This is a genomic window from Microbacterium sp. MTN4-26 (assembly GCF_042846595.1).
In the GTDB taxonomy this organism is placed as follows: domain Bacteria; phylum Actinomycetota; class Actinomycetes; order Actinomycetales; family Microbacteriaceae; genus Microbacterium; species Microbacterium luteum.
The window spans coordinates 17,371-36,848 of record NZ_BTGO01000019.1 but is presented as its reverse complement, the minus strand read 5'-3'; the positions used below and the strand labels follow the sequence as shown (position 1 = coordinate 36,848).

General features: G+C 69.8%; 20 protein-coding genes. 10 read left to right on the top strand and 10 right to left on the bottom strand.

From position 1 onward, the window contains the following. Positions 1-53: 53 nt before the first annotated feature. The 3 genes from ACGG9C_RS14545 (at position 54) to ACGG9C_RS14535 (ending at position 3,230) form a co-directional block, all read left to right on the top strand. Entirely contained in the window at positions 54-1,388 is a 1,335-nt protein-coding gene (locus ACGG9C_RS14545) for a HupE/UreJ family protein (RefSeq protein ID WP_194383681.1), read from the top strand. A gap of 64 nt (positions 1,389-1,452) precedes the next feature. Continuing rightward, positions 1,453-1,920, top strand: coding sequence for a VanZ family protein (locus tag ACGG9C_RS14540; RefSeq protein WP_194383682.1), 468 nt, complete (start codon positions 1,453-1,455; stop codon positions 1,918-1,920). Between the two features lie 38 nt (positions 1,921-1,958). Beyond that, positions 1,959-3,230, top strand: a complete 1,272-nt coding sequence (locus ACGG9C_RS14535) for an MFS transporter (RefSeq protein WP_237673306.1) — start codon at positions 1,959-1,961, stop codon at positions 3,228-3,230. On the opposite strand, the gene ACGG9C_RS14530 is transcribed toward ACGG9C_RS14535, so the two are convergent. Together ACGG9C_RS14530 and ACGG9C_RS14525 are read right to left on the bottom strand one after the other, a co-directional pair. Next, positions 3,187-5,010, bottom strand: a complete 1,824-nt coding sequence (locus ACGG9C_RS14530) for a hypothetical protein (RefSeq protein WP_194383684.1) — start codon at positions 5,008-5,010, stop codon at positions 3,187-3,189. The two genes, ACGG9C_RS14535 and ACGG9C_RS14530, sit on opposite strands and share 44 nt — an antisense overlap. A gap of 32 nt (positions 5,011-5,042) precedes the next feature. Then, positions 5,043-5,438, bottom strand: a complete 396-nt coding sequence (locus ACGG9C_RS14525) for an ester cyclase (RefSeq protein WP_194383685.1) — start codon at positions 5,436-5,438, stop codon at positions 5,043-5,045. A 104-nt stretch (positions 5,439-5,542) separates the two neighbouring features. Here ACGG9C_RS14525 and ACGG9C_RS14520 point away from each other — a divergent pair, with 104 nt between their 5' ends. From ACGG9C_RS14520 to ACGG9C_RS14510, 3 genes are all read left to right on the top strand, one after another. Continuing rightward, the gene (locus ACGG9C_RS14520) at positions 5,543-5,854 is read left to right on the top strand and encodes a hypothetical protein (RefSeq protein WP_194383686.1); all 312 of its coding nucleotides are present in this window, start codon (positions 5,543-5,545) and stop codon (positions 5,852-5,854) included. Positions 5,855-6,125: 271 nt separating this feature from the next. Beyond that, positions 6,126-6,296 carry a CsbD family protein gene (locus tag ACGG9C_RS14515; protein WP_194383687.1) on the top strand — a complete coding sequence of 57 codons (171 nt, stop codon included), beginning with the start codon at positions 6,126-6,128 and terminating at the stop codon, positions 6,294-6,296. Positions 6,297-6,386: 90 nt separating this feature from the next. Then, positions 6,387-7,328 carry a diacylglycerol kinase family protein gene (locus ACGG9C_RS14510; protein WP_194383688.1) on the top strand — a complete coding sequence of 314 codons (942 nt, stop codon included), beginning with the start codon at positions 6,387-6,389 and terminating at the stop codon, positions 7,326-7,328. Between the two features lie 59 nt (positions 7,329-7,387). On the opposite strand, the gene ACGG9C_RS14505 is transcribed toward ACGG9C_RS14510, so the two are convergent. The 3 genes from ACGG9C_RS14505 to ACGG9C_RS14495 form a co-directional block, all read right to left on the bottom strand. Next, positions 7,388-7,714 carry a hypothetical protein gene (locus ACGG9C_RS14505; protein ID WP_336510676.1) on the bottom strand — a complete coding sequence of 109 codons (327 nt, stop codon included), beginning with the start codon at positions 7,712-7,714 and terminating at the stop codon, positions 7,388-7,390. Next, positions 7,711-8,214, bottom strand: coding sequence for a tryptophan-rich sensory protein (locus ACGG9C_RS14500; protein WP_336510677.1), 504 nt, complete (start codon positions 8,212-8,214; stop codon positions 7,711-7,713). Before ACGG9C_RS14500 ends, ACGG9C_RS14505 begins: the two co-directional genes overlap by 4 nt. A 75-nt stretch (positions 8,215-8,289) precedes the next feature. Then, positions 8,290-8,544: a hypothetical protein gene (locus tag ACGG9C_RS14495; RefSeq protein WP_194383689.1), complete on the bottom strand. Its 255-nt coding sequence runs from the start codon at positions 8,542-8,544 to the stop codon at positions 8,290-8,292. Between the two features lie 107 nt (positions 8,545-8,651). On the opposite strand from ACGG9C_RS14495, the gene ACGG9C_RS14490 reads away from it, so the two are divergent. After that, positions 8,652-8,927, top strand: a complete 276-nt coding sequence (locus tag ACGG9C_RS14490) for a hypothetical protein (protein WP_071045544.1) — start codon at positions 8,652-8,654, stop codon at positions 8,925-8,927. After that, entirely contained in the window at positions 8,924-9,409 is a 486-nt protein-coding gene (locus ACGG9C_RS14485; protein WP_071045543.1) for a BLUF domain-containing protein, read from the top strand. The genes ACGG9C_RS14490 and ACGG9C_RS14485 overlap by 4 nt, the downstream gene beginning before the upstream one ends. Before the next feature lie 27 nt (positions 9,410-9,436). Here ACGG9C_RS14485 and ACGG9C_RS14480 read toward each other — a convergent pair whose 3' ends face one another. From ACGG9C_RS14480 to ACGG9C_RS14465, 4 genes are read right to left on the bottom strand one after another with little or no spacing between them, the layout of a single operon-like run. Continuing rightward, on the bottom strand, positions 9,437-11,137 hold the full coding sequence (locus ACGG9C_RS14480; protein WP_228480809.1) for a glycoside hydrolase family 13 protein: 1,701 nt from the start codon (positions 11,135-11,137) through the stop codon (positions 9,437-9,439). A 47-nt stretch (positions 11,138-11,184) separates the two neighbouring features. Beyond that, on the bottom strand, positions 11,185-12,105 hold the full coding sequence (locus tag ACGG9C_RS14475) for a carbohydrate ABC transporter permease (RefSeq protein WP_194383691.1): 921 nt from the start codon (positions 12,103-12,105) through the stop codon (positions 11,185-11,187). Further along, positions 12,102-13,016 carry a carbohydrate ABC transporter permease gene (locus ACGG9C_RS14470; protein ID WP_071045542.1) on the bottom strand — a complete coding sequence of 305 codons (915 nt, stop codon included), beginning with the start codon at positions 13,014-13,016 and terminating at the stop codon, positions 12,102-12,104. The genes ACGG9C_RS14475 and ACGG9C_RS14470 overlap by 4 nt, the downstream gene beginning before the upstream one ends. Continuing rightward, a complete protein-coding gene (locus ACGG9C_RS14465; protein ID WP_390178780.1) occupies positions 13,013-14,344 on the bottom strand; it encodes an ABC transporter substrate-binding protein in 1,332 nt (443 codons plus the stop codon). The genes ACGG9C_RS14470 and ACGG9C_RS14465 overlap by 4 nt, the downstream gene beginning before the upstream one ends. 108 nt (positions 14,345-14,452) lie before the next feature. Here ACGG9C_RS14465 and ACGG9C_RS14460 point away from each other — a divergent pair, with 108 nt between their 5' ends. Further along, complete coding sequence (locus tag ACGG9C_RS14460; protein ID WP_071045540.1) at positions 14,453-15,682, top strand: ROK family protein; 1,230 nt, start codon at positions 14,453-14,455, stop codon at positions 15,680-15,682. A gap of 187 nt (positions 15,683-15,869) precedes the next feature. Here the strand turns inward: ACGG9C_RS14460 and ACGG9C_RS14455 are convergent, their stop codons facing one another. Then, positions 15,870-18,317, bottom strand: coding sequence for a LuxR C-terminal-related transcriptional regulator (locus tag ACGG9C_RS14455; RefSeq protein WP_194383693.1), 2,448 nt, complete (start codon positions 18,315-18,317; stop codon positions 15,870-15,872). A 204-nt stretch (positions 18,318-18,521) separates the two neighbouring features. Between ACGG9C_RS14455 and ACGG9C_RS14450 the strand changes: the two genes are divergently transcribed. After that, the gene (locus ACGG9C_RS14450) at positions 18,522-19,268 is read left to right on the top strand and encodes a carboxypeptidase-like regulatory domain-containing protein (RefSeq protein WP_071045537.1); all 747 of its coding nucleotides are present in this window, start codon (positions 18,522-18,524) and stop codon (positions 19,266-19,268) included. Positions 19,269-19,478 lie beyond the last annotated feature (210 nt).

Genomic DNA, 19,478 nt, shown 5'->3' with positions numbered 1-19,478 from the left:
TCGCCCGCGGTCCCGTGCCTCCCCCCACACGGGGCCGCGGGCTCGGTCGCCGCATGATCCCGCTGATCGCGGGCATGTTCGTCGCCCTCGTCGGTGTGTTCGTCGTCGCGGCCCCGGCATCGGCCCATGTCGTACCCTCGACGGTCATCGCCCTCGACGCCCACGACGATGGCGTGACGGCCGCCCTGACGCTTCCCGCGGCCGACCTCGAGCTCGCCTCCGGCATCGACGTGCCCGATGACGCCGGAGCGGTGATCGACGCCGACACCGCCGACGCCGTCGAGGCCTACCTCGAGGAGCACATCGCCGCGACGTCGGATTCCGGCTCGTGGGATGTGGCGGTCGCGGACATCGCCCTGGCAGACGTGGAGCAGTGGGGTACCGGCGCCTTCCTCGCGGTGACCGCGACGGCGGAGCTGACCGCTCCGACGGCGGCCGACGCCCGCAGCTTCGTGCTGGCCTACGACGCGATCATCCATCAGGTGGTCACCGCCGACATCTTCGTGACTCTGCAGAACGACTGGGTCACGGGCGAATTCGAATCGACCCGCGACCTCGGCACCATTCAGGTCGACACCGTCACCGGGACGGTCTCGCCGTTGCCGATCGACCTCGACGACGGCAGCCTGTGGCAGGGATTCACCGGCATGGTCGGCCTCGGCCTGTCGCACATCGCCGAGGGCACCGACCATCAGCTGTTCCTGCTGACCCTCCTCCTCCCCGCACCCCTCCTCGCGGCCGCCGGGCGCTGGCGCGGCAACGCACCGGTGCGCACGACCGTCCGGCGCATCCTGGGCGTCACGATCGCGTTCACCATCGGCCATTCGGTGACGCTGGCGTTGGGCACCCTCGGGCTGCCGGTGCCGGTGCCGCTGGTCGAGGCGCTCATCTCGGCGAGCATCATCGTCGCCGCCGTCCATGCCATCCGTCCGATCTTCCCCGGGCGGGAAGCGCTCGTGGCCGCGCTTTTCGGGCTCATCCACGGGATGGCCTTCTCGCTCACGCTCACGGCTCTCGATCTGACCGGCTGGCAGCTGATGCTGAGCCTGCTGGGCTTCAACCTCGTGATCGAGCTCATGCAGCTCGCGGTCGTCGCCCTCGTGCTGCCGCCGCTGGTCGTGCTCGCCCGAACGCGCGTCTACACGCCGCTGCGGATCGTCGCCGCCGGCCTCATCGCCCTCGCGGCGATCGGGTGGGTTCTCGACCGCCTCGGCGTCGCGAACGCCATCGCGACGATCGCGGATGGGATCGGTGCGCTGAGCCCGTGGATCGCCGGCGCGCTGTGGGTGGCCGCCGCCCTCACGGTGGTGCGTGCGCGCGGTCGCCATCTTGTCGACCGCCGATGCGCGGCCCCTGTGGAGACCGGGAGTGTCCTCAGGGCTGGCTGAAGCTCACGGATGACGGCCCAGACCGCTCGTATGGTGACGAGACGACGCGACGACAGGAGCCCTCGTGAGCACATCGACGATCCGTGCGACGCCACGCAGCGGCGCGACCCTGCCGATCATCGCCGCCCTGGCCACCGCGTACCTCGCGGCCGTGCTGTGGCTGACGGTGCGCCCCCTGCCCTGGGTGACCGAGACGAATGAGACGCCTCTCGGCGTGCTCAACCCCGCCGCGTGGCTCGACACGGCGGCATGGGTCGACGGCCCGTCGGCCGAGATCGTCGCCAACGTCGTGATGTTCCTACCCGCCGGGGTCTTCAGCGCACTTCTTCTCCGCGGCGGGATGCGCGTGCTGGCGCCGCTCGCGCTGACGGTGTTCATCGAGGTGGTGCAGATCCCGCTCGAGAGCCGGATCTCGCATCCTCGCGACCTCGTGGCCAACGCGCTGGGTGCGATGCTCGGGCTGGCCGCCGTCGCGGTCGCGAGATGGATGGGTCGCCGCCTGCGTCAGGGACCGGCATCCGCCCGAGTGTGATGGAGCTCCAGCGCCGGCGGGCCGTCATCGGCAGTTCGGTGGGAACCATCATCGAGTGGTACGACTTCACCCTGTACGGGCTGGCGTCGGCGCTCGTGTTCGCACCGCTCTTCTTCCCGGGAGCGGGCGATCTCGCCGGCATCCTGAGCGCGTTCGCGACGTTCGCCGTCGGGTTCGCGGTGCGTCCGATCGGCGGCCTCATCTTCGCCCACTTCGGCGACCGCATCGGCCGCAAGGCGACCCTGCTGGCGACGCTCCTGATGATGGGCACCGCCACGACCCTCATCGGTCTGCTGCCCACCGGCGAGCAGATCGGCATCCGGGCGCCGATCCTGCTCATCCTCATGCGCCTGTTCCAGGGCGCCGGGGCCGGTGCGGAGTTCGCCGGGGCGATGACGATGGCCAGCGAATCGGCGCCGTCGACCAACCGTGCGTGGACGGCCGGCTTCCCCGGCGCGTCGGTGTACGTCGGGATGGCGCTGGCGACGACGGCCTTCGCGATCATCACCGCCGTCATGCCGCTGGAGCAGTTCCAGGCGTGGGGATGGCGCATCCCGTTCATCGCGAGCATCGTCATCGTCGCGTTCGCCCTGTACTTCCGCCTGCGGGTGAAGGAGACCGCCGCTTTCGAGACCGCCGAGCGCGAGGGCACCGTGCAGCGCGCGCCGCTGACCGAGGCCGTCCGTACCCACTGGCGCTACCTGCTCGCCGGCATGGCACTGTTCGTCTTCATCCTGCCGTGGGTGTACGTCGTGCAGACCTGGTCCATCTCGTACACGACCGGCACGCTGTCGGTCGACGCGACCCACGCGCTCATCGGCGTGGTCGTCGCCGAGCTGCTGACCATCCCGGCGACGCTGCTGTTCGGCCGCCTCGCCGACCGCATCGGCCGCAAGCCGGTGCTGATGGGCGCGGCGATCTTCGCGGTGCTGTTCGCCTTCCCGATGTTCCTGCTGTTCCAGACCGAGGATTCGTGGCTCGTGGGCCTCGCGCTCGTGCTGGGGCTGGCGATCATCCAGGGCGCGACGATCGGCGTCTCTGCGGCGATGCTGGCCGAGCTGTTCCCGACGCGGGTGCGCTGGAGCGGCATCGCGATCTCGCGCGAGATCCCGGCCGCGCTCGTCGGCGGCACCGCTCCCCTCGTCGCGGCCGCCCTCGTCGGTGCCGCCGGCGGCGCACCCTGGCTCGTCGCCGGCTACCTCGTCGCGCTGAGCGTGATCGGCATCATCGGCATCGCCTTCCTGCCCGAGACGCTGCACCGCTCCCTCAACGCTGCACCGGAGCAGACTCGGGAGCGCGCGACCGCCTGACACCGTGGCCTGAGGCCTCCGGCAGCAGGGCGTCGAAGACCACGTCGTCACCGGACTGCGTGACCGTCACATCGACGCCCCGCGTGCCGAGGCCCTCGGCTCGACTCGCCTGCTCGCGCAGCCGACCGTTGGAGATGGCACGCACGCGCATCCGGCCGTCGTCGGCCACATCGAGGTCGACGACGGCCGACCGCGCGCCGGAATGCTTGACCGCGTTCACGAGCGCCTCGTTGACGACCTCGACCACCTGCCGCGCGATGTCGGCATCCATCATCGCGATGGCTGCGCCGTCGGAGGTCTTCACGGTGACCTCCAGCACGGCACCCCAGGCACCGAGGATGCGCTCGATCGGGCCCGCACCCGCATCCCCGAGCTCGCCGACCCGGGTCGCGGCGGGGTGCTCACGGTCCTCGACACCGAGCATGCGGTCGAAAGCGTCGTCGGTCTCGCGTCGAAAGTCCGCCAGGTGCCTCTCCCGCACGTGGCCCTCGTCGACGTGCGCGGCGAGCACCACGCAGCGTCCTTGCACCCGGCCGTGCAGCAGACTCACCGCCCGGGGCAGCGGGTCGTGAGCGCGGGCCGTCTCCTCGGCGAGGTCACGCGCGACATCGGCGAGGAGCGTCTCGGCCCGTCGCGCCACGGCGCGCGCCTGGCGCACCGCGTCGATGCAGAGGGAGAGGACGATCACGAGCCCCGGGACGGCGATGACGCCGACGAGTCCCACGACGCCGATGTCGGGCAGGAGCGTGAGCGAGAGGGCAGCGACCGCAACGCCGGCCGCCGTCCAGACCGCGACGAAGAGGATGGGGCGCAGCGGACCCTGCCGGTCCGGGATGACCCACCGCACCACGGCTCCAGCGGCCAGATCGATCGCGGCGACCCCGAGCATCCCGAGCACCACCACCGGCAGACCGCCCGCCGCGAGCGAGAACGGAAGGGTGCCGATGACGTAGACCATCGCCACGACGAGCCAGGGGGTCGCGACGAGTCGCTCCGACAGCGAGCGCCGCACCCGCACGGTCGTGTCGATGACCTCCGGCTCGGATATCGCCTCGGCGACCTCGACGGCGAGGCGCTCGAGCGCGTGGCTGCTCGAGCGCACCTCGTCGGCGTAGGAGCGGACGGCGTCGAAATCGAGCGGTCCCGCGAGCATGCGGTCGCGCTCCGCACGCAGCCGGCCGGCGGTGTCACCGAGCGTCTGCCGCGTGAGCGCGACCTGTTGGCGGGCACGGGAGAGGCGCACCTGCATCGTCGCGAGGGCATTGCGCAGGCGGGCGCTCGTAGCGCGGCGTTCGGCATACTGTGCGTGGGTCACGGCGACGAGCGAGAACAGCACGATGGCGGAGATGAGGTTGGTCACCGTGCGGGGGCCGAAGTGGCCGGCGCTGCTCAGACCCCACAGCTGCACCCCGAGCCAGTCGTTCAGCGGGGTCCGGATGCAGGTCACGAGCAGGAGCGCGGCGACCACCGTCATGCCCCGCGCCGCACGCGCACGGATGCGGCGTTCAGCGATCGCCGCGGGCACGAGCAGCACGGCCAGCACGACCCAGCCGAGCGCCGCGACCACGACGGCTTTCGCGTAACCCTCGAGCGAGGCGTTGTCGAGGGTCGGCACGCCCACGAACGTCGCGAGGACGAACGACAGCCCTGTGCTCCAGCGGTTGAAGAACGCGCCGCCGGAGACCGCATCCGCCCAGATCGCCACTGCTCTCCGGGCACGACGGACACGCGTTTCGCCGGCGAGACGCACGCGTGCGGAGAGGAGCTCGGGGTAAGGCATTCGGGTGACCTTCCAAGCGGGTACCCCTTACGTTAGCGAAGCGCCCCGCTCAGCGGTTCGACCACGTGCCGGTGCTCGGCGATCCGCCCATCCCGCAGCACATACAGGTCGGCGAAACGCGTCGCCGCGCCGCCCGTGCGCAGCACCGAGAACGCGGCCACACCGTCGCCGGCGGCGACCAGCGCCTCGAGCGCGAACGACGCGGCCGGATCCTGGGTGAACAGCGCTGCCAGTTTCGCCATGACTCCCGCGCGCGTCGTGTCGCCGTCGTCGGGAGTGCGATCGACGAAGTCGTCGGCGATGAGGTCGTCGATCCGGTCGAGGTCGTGCGGTGGCGTGAGGACGACGTCGAAGAATCGCTGCACGACCTCGGCGTTGCGACGCGCCGCGTCCGAATCCGCCGCGACCGTCGCACCTATGTCTGCCATCACGCGCCCTCATCCCGGCCCATCTGGTCGGTATGGTAGCGACCCTCCACCAGCGCCGACACCCCCACCGTGCCGCGGATATGGCCGGACTAGCATGGCTGACCATGACCGACGCCAAGACGATGGTTCGCAGCACTCTCACGCTGGGCGATGATCCGTTCCGCCTCGCGCAGGATCAAGACCTCGAGGACCTGCAACACCGGATCGCGACGGCGATCAAGGACGGCGGAGGATTTGTGACCTTCGTCGTCGTCGGCAACCGCACGGTGAGCCTGTTCATGACGGGCCGCGAGCGGATCGCCCTGACCGTGGAGACGGTGCCCTACGACAGCCGTGACACGGGCGACACGGACACGCCGTGGGGCGGACTGTTCGACGGCGGACACGACGGTCGCAGCGCGATCGACGGCATCTGACACCCGGCGATCATGTCCCCCTTTCGGGGGACAATCTCAGGCGAGCGGCGCTAGCGTTGATGCAAGCACCCCACGGGTGCGACCGTCCCTTCCCTCCCGCCCAACCGGAGAGGGAAGGGACGATCTCGTTGCGCACGATAACGCGTCTCGACGGTGACGGCCAGGCCTCGTGCGGCGATCACTAGCAGAGATCGCCGCACTTGACGAGGCCCCTCTCCGCGGCGGTGTCCGAGCGTAGCGTCGCGGTGACACCACGTCGAAAGGAGCCGTCATGGGACTTGACGACAAGATCAGCAACGCCGCCGAAGACCTTCAGGGCAAGGGCAAGGAGGCGGCCGGCAAGAGCACCGACGACGAAAGCCTCGAGCGCGAAGGCCAGGCCGACCAGACCAAGGCCAACCTGAAGAAGGCCGGCGAGAACGTGAAGGATGCCTTCAAGTAAGGCGCCTGCGATCCCGACCGAATGCCCCGTCGATCGACGGGGCATTCGTGTGAGGACAGACATGCTCATCGATACCCCTACGCTCGCCATATGAGTGCTGTGCGCGCCGCCATGGTGTGGAATCCATCGAAGACCGACCGGGAGACGCTCGAAGAGCCACTGCTGCGCGTCTTCGACGCTGACGAGATCGCGTGGTTCGAGACGACCGTGGACGACCCCGGCCAGGGCGTCGCGGCCCAGGCTCTGGCAACGGCGCCCGAGGTGGTCATCGTGGCGGGCGGCGATGGCACGGTGCGCGCGGTGGCCGAGCATCTCGCGGATGTGCGGGCCGACGTCGACCTCGGTCTCGTTCCTCTCGGCACCGGAAACCTGCTCGCCCGCAACCTCGACGTGCCGCTGCGGAACGTGCCGGCCGCCGTGGAGCGAGCCGCGACCGGCACGCCACGCGGCATCGACGTCGGGTGGGTCGAGGTCGATCTGGCCGAGGGGGCGGAGCGGCACGCCTTCGTGGTGATGATCGGATTCGGCATCGACGCGAACATGATCGCCGAGACCGATGAGGGGCTGAAGAGCAAGGCCGGCTGGTTGGCGTACGTGGAATCCCTCGGGCGGGCGCTCCGCGCCAGCGACCTGGTCTCGTTCGAACTCACCGTGGACGACGAGCCCGGTCGTGACGAGACCGGGCACACCCTGCTCATCGGCAACTGCGGCACCTTGCAGGCGGGTTTCGCCCTGCTGCCTGATGCCGACCCGGGCGACGGCGAGCTCGATTTCCTGATGCTGAGCGCGGATGGGCTCGCCCCCTGGCTGGGAACTCTCACGACGATGCTGTGGGACAGCAATCTGGGTCGCATGATCCGCCGCGACGATGACGACGGCTCGACGGACACGGACGACATCACGCACGGCCGCGCCCACAGCATCCACGTGTCACTGCCGGCGCCTCGCGTGTTCCAGATCGACGGCGAGGAGATCGGCGAGGCCCGCGCCTTCCGGGTGTCGATGCAACCCGGCGCCCTCCGCGTGCGCTGACCGCCGCCACCCCCGTTCGTTGAGCGAGGAGCGCAGCGACGAGACGAAACGGGGCTCGCTCAGCGATCGGCGTGTGCGCGACGGGCGTGGCGGAAGCGCGCGAACAGCGTGGCGATGACGATGAGCGCCACCGCGACGATCGCGGCGACACCGGTCGCCGGCGAGTACGGCTCGTCGGTGAATCGGGCGACGGCGACCCACGCGATCCCCCAGCTGAGTGACAGCGCCGGCGCGATACGGCCGCCGCCCCAGAACCCCAGCGCGATGCCGACCGCTGCGGCGGCGGCCAGCACCAGCGACGACCAGATCTCGGGAGCGATGCCGAACCCGTCGAACCCGGCGGCGACGAGGATCGCGGTGGCATTCGCAACGGTCGCGATGATCACCCATCCGAGATACAGCCCGATGGCCCCGTGGCGACCACGACCTCGACCCGGTTCTTCGGCGCGGTGCGGCGCAGGGTGACGAAGATGCGGCACAGCACGACCAGCAGCAGCACGATGACCGGCAGGCTGAGGTACAGCAGGTCGGCCTGCACGACGCCGATCCACACCGCATTGAGAATCAGGGATGCCGCGACCCACCAGCCGATGCGCTGGCGGGTGTCGTGGCGTTGCGCGGGCAGCGCCTGCCATATCGCGTACGCGAGCATGCCGGTGTAGATGACGCTCCAGATGCGGAACGCTCCCGTTCCTGGGGCGGTGAGGGTCGAGTCAGCGTCGAGGAAACCGCCGGCGGCCTCTTGGATCGGGGTTCCGAAGAACGCCCCCGACCCGATGAAGGCCGCGATGATCGCCAGCACGGAGCTGACGAGGATGATGATCTGCCGGGCGAGGTCACGCCCGCGCGTGGTGGGATCGGTTCGAGTCGTCGTCGACGTGGACACGGTCTACCTCCAAGGTTGCGACGCATGCGGTCATCAGTGTCTTCCGACGACGGGCGCCCGCCGGATGCACGTTCGTCAGAACCTCTCCCAGAGCTCGTGCGCCGTGATGCCGTCGTCGGCGACCCCGTCGACGTCGCGAACGGGCTGCAGCTCGAAGTCATCGGGCGCGTGCCGTGTGAGGACCGCCGTGTAGTCGGGATGCTCGGTGACCTTCACCTCGAACCGGTCCGTGTCGATCAGACGGAGAATCACTTCGTTACCTCGGCGCGAGAGGAACGACACCTCCTTCTCCTCGGCGGTGGGAAGCGGCAGCCCCTCGAAGTCACTCACGGCATGACTCTACGTGCGGGCGACGACAACACGCCCACCGGGATGGCACAAGTTCCGCCGCGACGCAAGGGCCGTCACCGGACGACGTTCCAAGCGAGCATGGATGCATGCCCGATCGCCGGATCTCCTCCCGCCCGCCTGTCCGAGACCTCCCCGCTCCTCAGCGACGCGGCTACGGGATCGCGTGGTCGCGCGTCGAGGAGGGCTTCTACGTGGCCAACCGCGACGGGGTGTTCCTCGGATACCTCGACCGCGAAGCCGACGGCACCTACCTCGTCTTCAACGGACGGTCGCAGCGTGTGGGCGCCGCGACGGAACGTCTCGAGGCGATGAGAGTGCTCATCGACCACCACACCGACGCACCCCTCGAGGCGGCCGTATGACTCCGCCGGAAGCGACTCCGTCGACGCCGGACAGCGACCAGCTCATCTCGCTCGTCTACATCAGCACGGCGACCGCGCCGCTGGATGATGCCGCCCTTCACGGCATCCTCACTCGCGCTCGGGAAAACAATGCCCGCCTCGACGTGACCGGGATGCTGCTGTACCGCGAGGGCCAGTTCGTACAGATCCTCGAGGGCGCGAGCGGTGCGGTGCACGATCTGGCGGATGAGATCCGGGCGGATCCGCGCCACACCGACATGAGCGTCATCCTCGACGAACCGATCGAGGCGCGCGAATTCTCCGACTGGAGCATGGGCTTCCAGCCGATGTCGACACCGCGCACGGCGCTGCCCGACGGCTTCCGCGACACGTTCGCCGATCTCGACGCCTCGGCCGAGAGCACCCGCATCATGCGCGCGGTGCGCGAGATCAGCCTCTGGTTCCGGGTCCGCTCTGCGTCTGGGGCGGATGAGGCGGCCTGACGCGGCCGCCACATCCGCCACCCCCGCTCACGCAGGCAGGGCGTCCCCCGTCGCGATCCACACCGTCGTCTCCCCCGCGACCACGCCGTCGGGCGTCGCCCCGCTCGCGAGCACGACCTCGTCGGCGGCCTCGGTGGTGAGCGCGTAGGGCTCGCCGCCGAAGTTCGTCACCACCTGCCACCCGTTCGGCCGCGCGATGTGCAGCACATCGTCGCGACCGGTTTCGATCCAGGTGAGGCCTTCGTCGGTCTGCAGCGCATGCCGCAGCGCGAGCGCCCGGCGGTAGAAGTGGAGAGTCGAGTCGGGATCCGCTTCCTCCCTCGAGACCGCGTGCTGTGCAAACCACTCCGGCTGCGGCAGGTGCGGTGCGGCGTCACCGAAACCGAGCGAGGCACCTTCCGCGGTCCACGGTAGCGGCACCCGGCATCCGTCTCGGCCGATCTCGGCCCCGTGGGTACGGAAGTACGTCGGATCCTGGCGCTGCCCGGCGGGAATGTCGGCGACCTCATGCAGGCCGAGCTCCTCGCCCTGGTAGAGGTAGGTCGACCCGGGAAGCCCGAGGATGAACGCCGTCGCCGCACGGGCGCGACGCAGTCCCCGCTCACGGTCGAGCCCTTCTTCGGCTCCCCCGTCGATCAGCCACTGACCGCCGTGACGCGTCGGCATCCCGGTGTCGGCTGTCGGCGTGACCAGCCCGTACCGCGTCGCGTGCCGGACGACGTCATGATTCGACAGCACCCAGGTGCTCGACGACCCCGACCCGGCGGCAAGCGCGAGATTCTCGGTGATGATCGACCGGAAGCTCCGGGCGTCGAAGTCCGCTTCGAGCAAGTCGAAGTTGAACGCCTGGCCGAGGCTCTCGGGGCGGGCGTACAGGTGGATGCGCGACGGGTGCACCCACGCCTCGGCGACGGCGGTGCGCGGCGGATCGTAGGAGTCGAACACCTCGCGCCACTGGGCGTAGATCTCGTGGACGTCGTCGCGGTCGATGAGCGGGTGGTTGCCGTCCTGCGGGATGAGGGCGAGCTCGTCCTTGGAGGGGAGCGGCTCGGTGAGGTCTTTCGTGAGCATGTGGGCGACGTCGATGCGGAAGCCGTCGACACCGCGGTCGGACCAGAAGCGCAGTGTGGTGACGAAGTCGTCGCGCACCTGCGGATGGTCCCAGTTCAGGTCCGGCTGCTCGCGGGCGAAGTTGTGCAGGTACCACTGGCCGTCGGCGACCCGCTCCCAGGCAGACCCCCCGAAGACCGAGACCCAATCGGTGGGCGGTTCCGACCCATCCGGTCCGCTCCCCTCGCGGAAGATGTATCGCTCACGCGCCGCCGATCCCCGGCCCGCCGCCAGCGCCTCCTGGAACCAGGCGTGTCGGTCGGACGTGTGGTTCGGCACGATGTCGACGACGACCCTGATGCCCCGCTCGTGAAGAGCGACCAGCATGCGGTCGAAGTCCTCCAGCGTTCCCAGCCGCGGGTCGACGTCGCGATAGTCGGCGACGTCGTAGCCCCCGTCGGCGAGGTCGGACGGATAGAACGGGCTGAGCCAGACCGCGTCGATGCCGAGAGCGGCCAGGTAGTCCGCTCGCGACGTGACGCCCGGGATGTCGCCCAGCCCGTCGCCGTCGGTGTCGGCGAAGCTGCGCGGGTAGATCTGGTACACCGCGGCCTGACGCCACCACGGCGCGGTGCTGCCGTCGAGGCGGACGTCTTCGGCGGTCGGAGACAGTGACAAGGTGAGTCCTTTCGGGGTCTGGGGTGCGGAACGGGGCGTCGGGCCGGTCAGCCCTTGACTGCCCCCTGGGTGACGCCGGCCATGACCCATCGCTGGGCGAAGAGGTAGGCGACGATCGCCGGCGCCATCGCCATGAGGTACGACGCGAACGACACGTTGTAGTTGTTGCTGAACTGGGTCTGGAAGAGGTTCTGTCGCACCGGCAGCGTCTGCAGCGCCGGGTCGGAGATGATGAGCGAGGGCATCATGAAGTCGTTCCACGCGTACAGGAAGGCGAAGATGCCGACGGTGGCGCTCATCGGTGCCAGCAGCGGGAAGATCAGCTTCCAGAAGGTCTGCCACGTGGTCGCGCCGTCGATGCGCGCGCTCTCTTCGAGTTCGATCGGGATCGAGCGCAGGAACGCGGTGAACAGCAGCACGCTGAAGCTCAGCTGGAACATCGTGGCCAGCAGGATGACCCCGAACGGGTTGTCCAGGCCGAGGCGACCGGTCAGCTGGATCTGCGGCAGAGCCACGACCGGGAAGGGGATGAACATCGCCGCCAGCAGGTAGAAGAACGAGTAGCGGAACAGCCGCCGCTCCCAGTTGCGCACGATGGCGTACGACGCGAACGCGGCGAGCACGATCGTGGCGGCCACCGTGCCGGCCGTCACGAGCACCGACATGGCGGCACCGACGGGGAAGCGGGTGAGGGTCCACGCTTCGACGAAGCCGTCGAAGCTGATCGGCGACGGCAGCGAGAAGGCGTTGCCGTCGACGGCCTGTCCGGTCGTCTTCAGCGCCATGGTCACCGTCACGTACAGCGGCAGGAGAACCGTGACGCTGCACAGCAGCAGGATGACCGTTCCGGACCAGTTGACCTTCTCTTTGCGCTCCTTCGGGCGGACCGCGTCGCGCGCGGCGCCACGGTCGGTGCGGCGGAGGGAGACGTCTGCTTGCTCGAAGGAGAGCGCCGGCTGCGTGGTCATGAGAGCTGGTTCCTTCCCCGCGTGAGGGAGAGTTGGAAGAGGGAGATGAGCACGGCGACGAGGAAGAAGATGGTCGCGTTGGCCATCTGATAGGCGTAGTCGCCGCCGTTGAAGCCCGCGATGATGGTCATCGCGACGCTGCGGGTGGCGGTGCCCGGACCGCCGTTGGTGAGCCCGACGATGATGTCGTACGCGTTCAAGAACCCCTTGAATCCGAGGATCACGTTGATGACGACGTATCCGGCCACAAGCGGGAGCGTGATGCGCAGCAGCTGCTGCGTCTTGGATGCACCATCCAGGTCGGCGGCCTCGTAGACGTCGCCGGGCACCGACAGCAGCCCGGCGATGTAGATGAGAAGGGTGCCGGGGATCGCCTGCCATGCGGTGACGATGACGATCGCGACCCATGCGAGGTCGGGATTGGCGAGCAGGCTCGTCTCCAGCGCCGGGATGCCGACGGCGGCGCCGATCGAGGGCAGCGAGTTGGAGAAGAGGAAGTTGAAGACGTAGGCGATGATGATGCCCGAGATCACCATCGGGATCACGAACACCGCTCGCAGCCCCATCCGCAGCCGAACCCGAGAGGTCAGGCCGACCGCGAGGAGGAACGCCACGACGTTCACGACGATCACCGTGGCGATGGAGAAGCCGATGGTGAACAGGTAGCTCTGCAGGATCGCAGGGTCGCCGAACATGGCGATGTAGTTGGTGAAGCCGATGAAGCTCCACTCCCCGATCCCGATGGAGTCGGTGAAGCTGAAGAAGATGCCGGTGATCGCCGGCACCGTGATGGCCAGGGTGAAAAGCGCCAGCGTCGGCAGCAGGAACAGGTAGTAGATCGGCTCGACGCGGCGGCTGTTCCGGCGGCCCCGTCGATCGGCCCCGGTGAGCAGGGTGGAGGTGGCGCTCATCGTCCGGACTCCTTCGTCTCGGTCTGCGCACGGGCGTCGGATTCGTCGACGACGGGTGCCGGCTGACGGAACGCCAGACGCGACCAGTCCTCGTCCATGGTGGCGAGGATCGCCGAGGGCGCCGACCCGAGCACCATGGCCTGGGCGTAGTTGAAGACGGGGATCGTCTTGGGCACGAGCACCGATGGCCCCTGGTAGACCTGACCGCCGTCGTAGTACTCCTGCATACCGGCGATGCGGGGGTCGCTCGGCGGCGCGGCGTCGTCGGTGGGCGTGAAGCCGAGCTGCGACGCGTTGTAGGCCTCGATGTTCTGCGGCTGATACAGGAACTCGAGAAAGTCTCGCGCGGCCTCCTGGTGCTGCGACCCCTCGGGGATCATGGCGGCCAGGTCCATGTTCACCCGCACCGCGAGGTCGTCCGGGTCGTCGGTCATCGGCAGCGGGAAGGTGCCGACGTCGAGATCGGGCGAGGTCTTGGCGATCTCCCCCAGCGCCCACGGTCCCTGCAGATACATTGCCGCCTCACCCTGCGCGAAGGCGAGGTTGCCGTCGCCGTAGCCGCGGCTGGCGGCGTCGGGGTTCACGTACTCGCTCGTCAGCTGCAGCATCCGGTCCATCGGGTCGGCGAAGTCCGCCTGGAACGACACCGGTGAATTCGGGCCGACGTCGGCCCCCTCCGCCGCGAGGTCGTCGAAGAACTCGATGACCTCGATCGAGCCGCCCACCGAGTAGTCGTACCAGCCCTGCCCGACGGTCCAGTCGTCTTTGAACGTCGCATAGAACGGGGTGACCCCCTCGTCCTGCAGCCGCTGGCAGACCTCGAGCAGCTCGTCCCACGTCTCGGGGACCTCGAGACCGAGATCATCGAAGATCTCGAGGTTGTAGATGACGGACGCGGCCATCACCGAGTAGGGCAGCGCGCTCGTGCGCCCCGGGCACGCGCCGTACTGGTCCATGAGCGGCTGCAGATCGTCGCGGATGCCGGCGGCGGCCTCGGTGCCCGAGAGGTCGCTGAGTGCGCAGCGCTGCACGAAGCGGGCCACCTCGTAGTTGTAGTTGGCGAGCATGATGTCGGGCGGGTTTCCGCGCACGAAGCTCGCCGAGACGACATCGACGCCGGAGGTGTCCATCTCCACGCGCACGTCATCCTGCGAGGCGTTGTAGTCCTGGACGAGTGCGCCCATGAAATCGAGCGCCTCTCGTTTGCTGAAGGTGAAGCGGATCGTCTCGCGCCCGTCGCTCGAGCATCCTGCCAGCAACGCGGCGCTGGTCACCGCCACGGTCGCTGCCGCGGCGATCCGCAGCCCTGTCGTCGTCCTCTGTGACACCGTCGTCCTCCATTGGAACGGTTCCAAAATCATCGCTGATTAGATTTACTCGAAAAATCAAGCCCGTTACGGCAGTATGGCAAGAGTCATCCCGAAAGGTCAAGAGGCATGTCCCCACCCTCCGCTCAGGCGCGGCTCGCCGCCGGCGATACGGCGTCGCGACCGGCCAGCCTGGATGCCGTCTTCCGCTACGCATGGGACTCGGCCGACTTCACCGCCACCGACGCCATGCTGGCGACCGGTCTCACCCGGTCGACGACGATCGAAGCGTTGGAGGCGCTGCGCGAACTCGACCTGGTCTCCGAGCTCCCCAACGCGCGCGAGGCGGGCGACTACCGCAAGGGGCGACCCGCTCGTCGCTTCGCCCTCCGCGACGACGCGGCCGTTCTCGTCGGGGTGGATGCGGGCAATTCCCACGTCGCCGTCACCGTCACCGACCTTCGATCACAGACCCTCCTCCACCGCCGCACCACCCTCGCGGTCGACGGCGATGACGCTCACGGGCGCCGACACCTCATCTCCGCCCTCATCGACGAGGCACTGGCCGCCGCCGGCCGAGATCGCGACGACGTGATCTCGCTGTGCATCGGCGTGCCCGCCCCGGTCGATGCCGCCGGACGGTCACCGCAGCACCGCAACGGCTTCTGGGCGCGAATGAACCCGGACCTCGTCGACGAGCTGTCCTGGGCGCCGCTGGTGAGGGTCGACAACGATGCATCCCTCGCCGCGATAGCCGAGGGCGCGACCGGCGGTGCGGTCGGGTGCGACGACTACGTGACGCTGCTGGCCGGGGAAAGGCTGGGGGCGGGGATCGTCGTCGACGGCCGGCTGCTGCGCGGCGCCCACGGCGGGGTCGGCGAGATGGTGGCGTTCGACCACGTGCTCGGCGTGGGCGGTGCCGACGGGCTCGGCGTGCGAATCGCTCGCCTCGCCGCCGACGCGATCGAGCGCGGCGAGGCGGCGGAAGGCAGCGCCCTGGCCGCCGTCGATCCGAACCAGCTTGACGCGCGAACGGTGCTCGCCCTCGCCGCAGACGGGGATCCCGCCGCCGTGTCGATCGCCGAGCAGGTCGGCACGATCCTCGCCGAGATCGTCAGCGTGCTGGGGAGCATGTTCGATCCCCAGCGTGTTCTCGTGTCGGGTGCCATCGCCTCGGGAATCGAGACGGTGGTGGCCTCCGCCCGGCGAGCATTGCCGACGGGACTGGATCTCCCCGCGCCCGACCTCGTGGTCTCGAGCCTGGGTGCCGAGGTCGTCGCCCGCGGCGCCGTCGCCGCCGCGTCGGCGTCGGCGCGCCGGCACGCACTCGACGTGTGGCCTCTTCGCGCTCACGCCTGACCTGGCGTCGGCGTCCCGGCCGATCCAGCGGCGGCCGCGGCGGGCTCACCAGCCCCCAACGCGGGTGAGACGGCCGCGGCCGTCCCTCGAAGGCGACCGTCGTCGACACTAAGGGGGCGACCCGCGGCCCGCTCGCGTCGTGGGGTGAGGCGCGGGCGGCGGCGGGGTGAGACCGAGGCGCGGCGGCTCAGCGCGCGGCGCGCACCGCCTCCCGCCGGGAGTTGACCCCGAGCTTGCGGTAGATGGAGCGGGTGTGCGTCTTCAGCGTGTTGACACTCAGCTGCAGCGCGTCGGCGATCTCACTCGCCGACCGGCTCGTGCCCAAGAGGTCCAGAACCGCGCGCTCACGCGGCGACAGGGTCGCAACGGGGCCCGACGCCGAGACATCGCGCGCCCCTCGGGCGGCGAGATCCTCGTAGTCGGTCCCCCGTGCGAGGTGCGCACGGAGCAGGTCGCGCATGGCGGGCTCCGCGCCCACGAACAGTCGCGCCAGCCCTTCTCTCGTGCCGATCTCCAGCGCCTGCTCGCCGTACTCGTGGGCGAGCCGGTGAGCGCCTCGTTCGGCGTGCACGAGCGCCGCCGTCAGAAGCGTCGCGCAGCGCACGTACGACACCTCGCGATAGGGCCCCAGCGAACGCAGCATCTCCAGTGCGCGCGGCGCGTCGCCCGAACGCCGGATGAGCTCCGCGAAGACCACGCTGACCAGGGGTAGATCGCCCGACCGATGGCTGCGCGCGATCGCCAGCGCCTCGGACGCGCGCCCCTCGGCGTCGGCGAGCGCCGCGTCGGCCATCGCCCGGAAGGCTCCCCACGACACCCCCTGGCGGTCGCCACCCGGGAGCGCGTCGAGCTCGAGCACCGCCCGTGCGGTCGCGACGTCGTCGCCCGAGCGCGCGGCGACGAGGGCGAGCATGACGCCGGCGACGCCGCGAAACGACGACGCCGCCCGCTCTCCCGCGAGCGCCCGACGCAGATCGCGCACCGCCGCCTCGTGGTCATCGGCCCAGTACGCGATCATCCCCGCAGCGACCGTCACGGCGCCGCCGCCGGAAGCCAGCCAAGGTCGGGTATCGTCGGCGGCCTCGCCGAGCTCCTCGAGCACACCGCGGGCGTCGCGAAGGGCACCGGCCCAGGCCAGCACGAATGCCAGCAGCCGGCGCGCGCGAGCGGCCAGTACGTCGTCGCCGAGCGCATCCGCTTCGCGTGCCGCGGTGCGCAGATGGTCGATGGTCTTGCGCGGAGTGAGCCGGTGCCGCATGCCCGCCCAGCCCACCAGGAACAGCAAGGCGGCCCGCCCACGCCGGTCGGGTTCGTCGCCGGCGACGGCGACCGCCTGCGCGAGGAAGGTCCGGGCAGCATGAGGTGCCCCCAGCACGTCGTGCACGCACGCGCGCACCAGGAGGATCGCGGGGTCGTTCTGGTGGGGTGCGGGGAGGGCCGCGCAGATGCGGTCGAGCGCTGCCGCGTCGGCTCCGATCACGATGCGCACCCACCGTTCGGTGATCACCCGAACGATGGCGCGCGGATCATCGGCCAGCCGCCAGTGGAAGATCGCCGCGAACGCGTCATCCTGCTCGAGATGACGTGCGGCGGCGCGGTGCGATCGTTCGTTGCGCCCGGGATCCTCTTCGTCCGAGATGGCTCGACACAGCCGCGCGAACAGGGGATGCCACCGATAGATCGTGGCCTCTCCACCGTCGAAGGCGTCGAGGAACAGGCCCATTCGCAACGCGCGCGACAGCAGCGCTCCCGCGTCCGCGCGGCCGGTCACCGCCTCCGCGAGTGGCACGGTGAGCTCCTTGCACACGGCCGTCTCCAGAATGAGCTGGCGCAGCTCGTCCGGAAGGTCGCGGAAGACGTTGTCGCGAACGTAGTCGCGCAGAAAGGCCTCGACCCCCATGCCGTCGCCGTCACGACCAGCCCGGCCGGCGAAGCGGATGAACTGCACCGCGATCGGCCATCCGCGGGTCGAGGCGAACACCGCCTGCGCGTCGGGGGCTTCCCTACCGTCGTCGTCGGCCAGCACGCGGGCGATCTCGTCGACGTCGAAGGCGAGCTGATCGTCGCCGATGAGGGCGTCCGGTACTCCCGCGATCCACCGGGACAGTCTCGCGTCGACGCCGCCGGTGCCGACGACGATCAGCCGCAGCCGGTCGGAACCGGACTCGATGAGCGCACCGAGCAGCCCCTCGGCGAGGGCGTCACCCGCGCGGTGAGCATCGTCGATGACGAGGTGCACCGGCTCGTCGAGGGCGTCCAGCGCATCCTGGAGGGCGTCGAAGACGACGGGCTTGTCGATCTCGGCGGGGTCGACGCCGGCGACGGCACCGAGCCGCGGTTCGGATGCGGCGAGCGCGTGGAGGGCGCGGACGACCCGCCCACCCAGACGCGCGGGCTCGTCATCCCATGACCCGAGGGACAGCCACGCGACCCGGCCGGGGTGCTGCGCGCTCCACCCGCCGACCGCGGATGTCTTGCCGAATCCGCTGGGGGCGCACACCACGGTGATGCGGTTCGCATGAACGCTGCGCTCGATCGCGTCCTCCACGCGTGGCCGCTGCAGCGTGTGCGGCCGGCGGCGGGGCGGTGCGTGGCGAAGCGGCCGGGCGTCGAGCCCCGGAACGGTGTTCGTCAACGACATCCTCCGCTGGAGTGGATTCCCACGGATTCGGGTGCCGCGGACCTTGCTGACACTCTATTGCGCTCCACGTGGGGGAAGCCCGCGTCGAACACCGCGAGGGTGATCCCCGAAGCGCGCGCCTCACCCTCGCCGGGGCCGACACGAGGGTGAGGCGATAGCGTTGGGGAACTTCTCCGCACCCGACTGAAGGATCCGCCTGTGGCCACGCCCGCGCGTCGAACACCACTCCGCTCCCGCTTCACGGCACTGATCGCCGCCCTTGTCACCGCCGCATTCGCGGCGCTCATCGGCACCTCGGTGGCCTCGGCCGAGACCGTCCCCAGCCCGGGGTCGAGCTCCTCCCCCGCGACGACCCCGGCACCGTCCGCCACCTCCGCACCCTCGGACGAGAACCTTCAGACGGGAGACGTGCGCGGGTCGGTCGTGATCGCCGCATCCGGAGCCGCGCTGCCCGGAGTGGCCGTGGTCGCCGAGCCGACGCAGCCGGGCGTGAGACAGGAAACCGTCACGCAAGCCAACGGCGCCTTTCACCTGCGTGAGCTTGCTCCCGGCCAGTACACCTTCACCTTCTCGCTGGCGGGATTCGAAACCGTGACGCGAACCGCCCAGGTGCGGATCGGGCTGACCACGACCGTCGACGTCGAGATGTCGCTGTCGAACGTGAGCCTCCGCCTGGATCGACAGACGGTGACCGCCGGCGAGAGCCTGCAGCTCGACGCCGAAGGCTTCCTCGGGAAAGAGCAGGTCGAGGTCGAACTGCACTCGACGCCGGTGAGCCTCGGCACCCTCGCCGCCGATGACGCGGGCGCCCTCTCCGGCACGATCGCCGTGCCCTCCGACACGACCCCGGGCAGCCACGAGGTTGTCCTCATCGGCGAGAGCGGCCGCACCGCATCGATCACTGTCACTGTCGTCGCAGCGCCGCCCCTGGTCGCCACCGGCTGACACGACCCCGTCAACAACGCAGGAGATCTGCCGACGAAACCGTCGCAGACCCGCGGCGGGAGCCTCGGAGTCCCCGAATCTCCTGCGTTGTTCACCGCATGGGCTCGTCAAACCGGCACGCAAGCCCCATCGCACCGCCCCGATCGTCGAGCGAGTCGTGCGAGCGACAGCCCGACCCACTCACCTCCTCTCCAGACCCGCGGAATCGTC

What these genes read in the sequence shown, in the direction of transcription:
- ACGG9C_RS14525 (WP_194383685.1), bottom strand. Translation starts at nt 5,438, where the DNA reads ATGGCAGACATAGGTGCGACGGTCGCGGCGGATTCGGACGCGGCGCGT.
- ACGG9C_RS14490 (WP_071045544.1), top strand. Translation starts at nt 8,652, where the DNA reads ATGCCCGATCGCCGGATCTCCTCCCGCCCGCCTGTCCGAGACCTCCCC.
- ACGG9C_RS14470 (WP_071045542.1), bottom strand. Translation starts at nt 13,016, where the DNA reads ATGAGCGCCACCTCCACCCTGCTCACCGGGGCCGATCGACGGGGCCGC.
- ACGG9C_RS14475 (WP_194383691.1), bottom strand. Translation starts at nt 12,105, where the DNA reads ATGACCACGCAGCCGGCGCTCTCCTTCGAGCAAGCAGACGTCTCCCTC.
- ACGG9C_RS14460 (WP_071045540.1), top strand. Translation starts at nt 14,453, where the DNA reads ATGTCCCCACCCTCCGCTCAGGCGCGGCTCGCCGCCGGCGATACGGCG.
- ACGG9C_RS14545 (WP_194383681.1), top strand. Translation starts at nt 54, where the DNA reads ATGATCCCGCTGATCGCGGGCATGTTCGTCGCCCTCGTCGGTGTGTTC.
- ACGG9C_RS14485 (WP_071045543.1), top strand. Translation starts at nt 8,924, where the DNA reads ATGACTCCGCCGGAAGCGACTCCGTCGACGCCGGACAGCGACCAGCTC.
- ACGG9C_RS14530 (WP_194383684.1), bottom strand. Translation starts at nt 5,010, where the DNA reads ATGCCTTACCCCGAGCTCCTCTCCGCACGCGTGCGTCTCGCCGGCGAA.
- ACGG9C_RS14520 (WP_194383686.1), top strand. Translation starts at nt 5,543, where the DNA reads ATGACCGACGCCAAGACGATGGTTCGCAGCACTCTCACGCTGGGCGAT.
- ACGG9C_RS14510 (WP_194383688.1), top strand. Translation starts at nt 6,387, where the DNA reads ATGAGTGCTGTGCGCGCCGCCATGGTGTGGAATCCATCGAAGACCGAC.
- ACGG9C_RS14515 (WP_194383687.1), top strand. Translation starts at nt 6,126, where the DNA reads ATGGGACTTGACGACAAGATCAGCAACGCCGCCGAAGACCTTCAGGGC.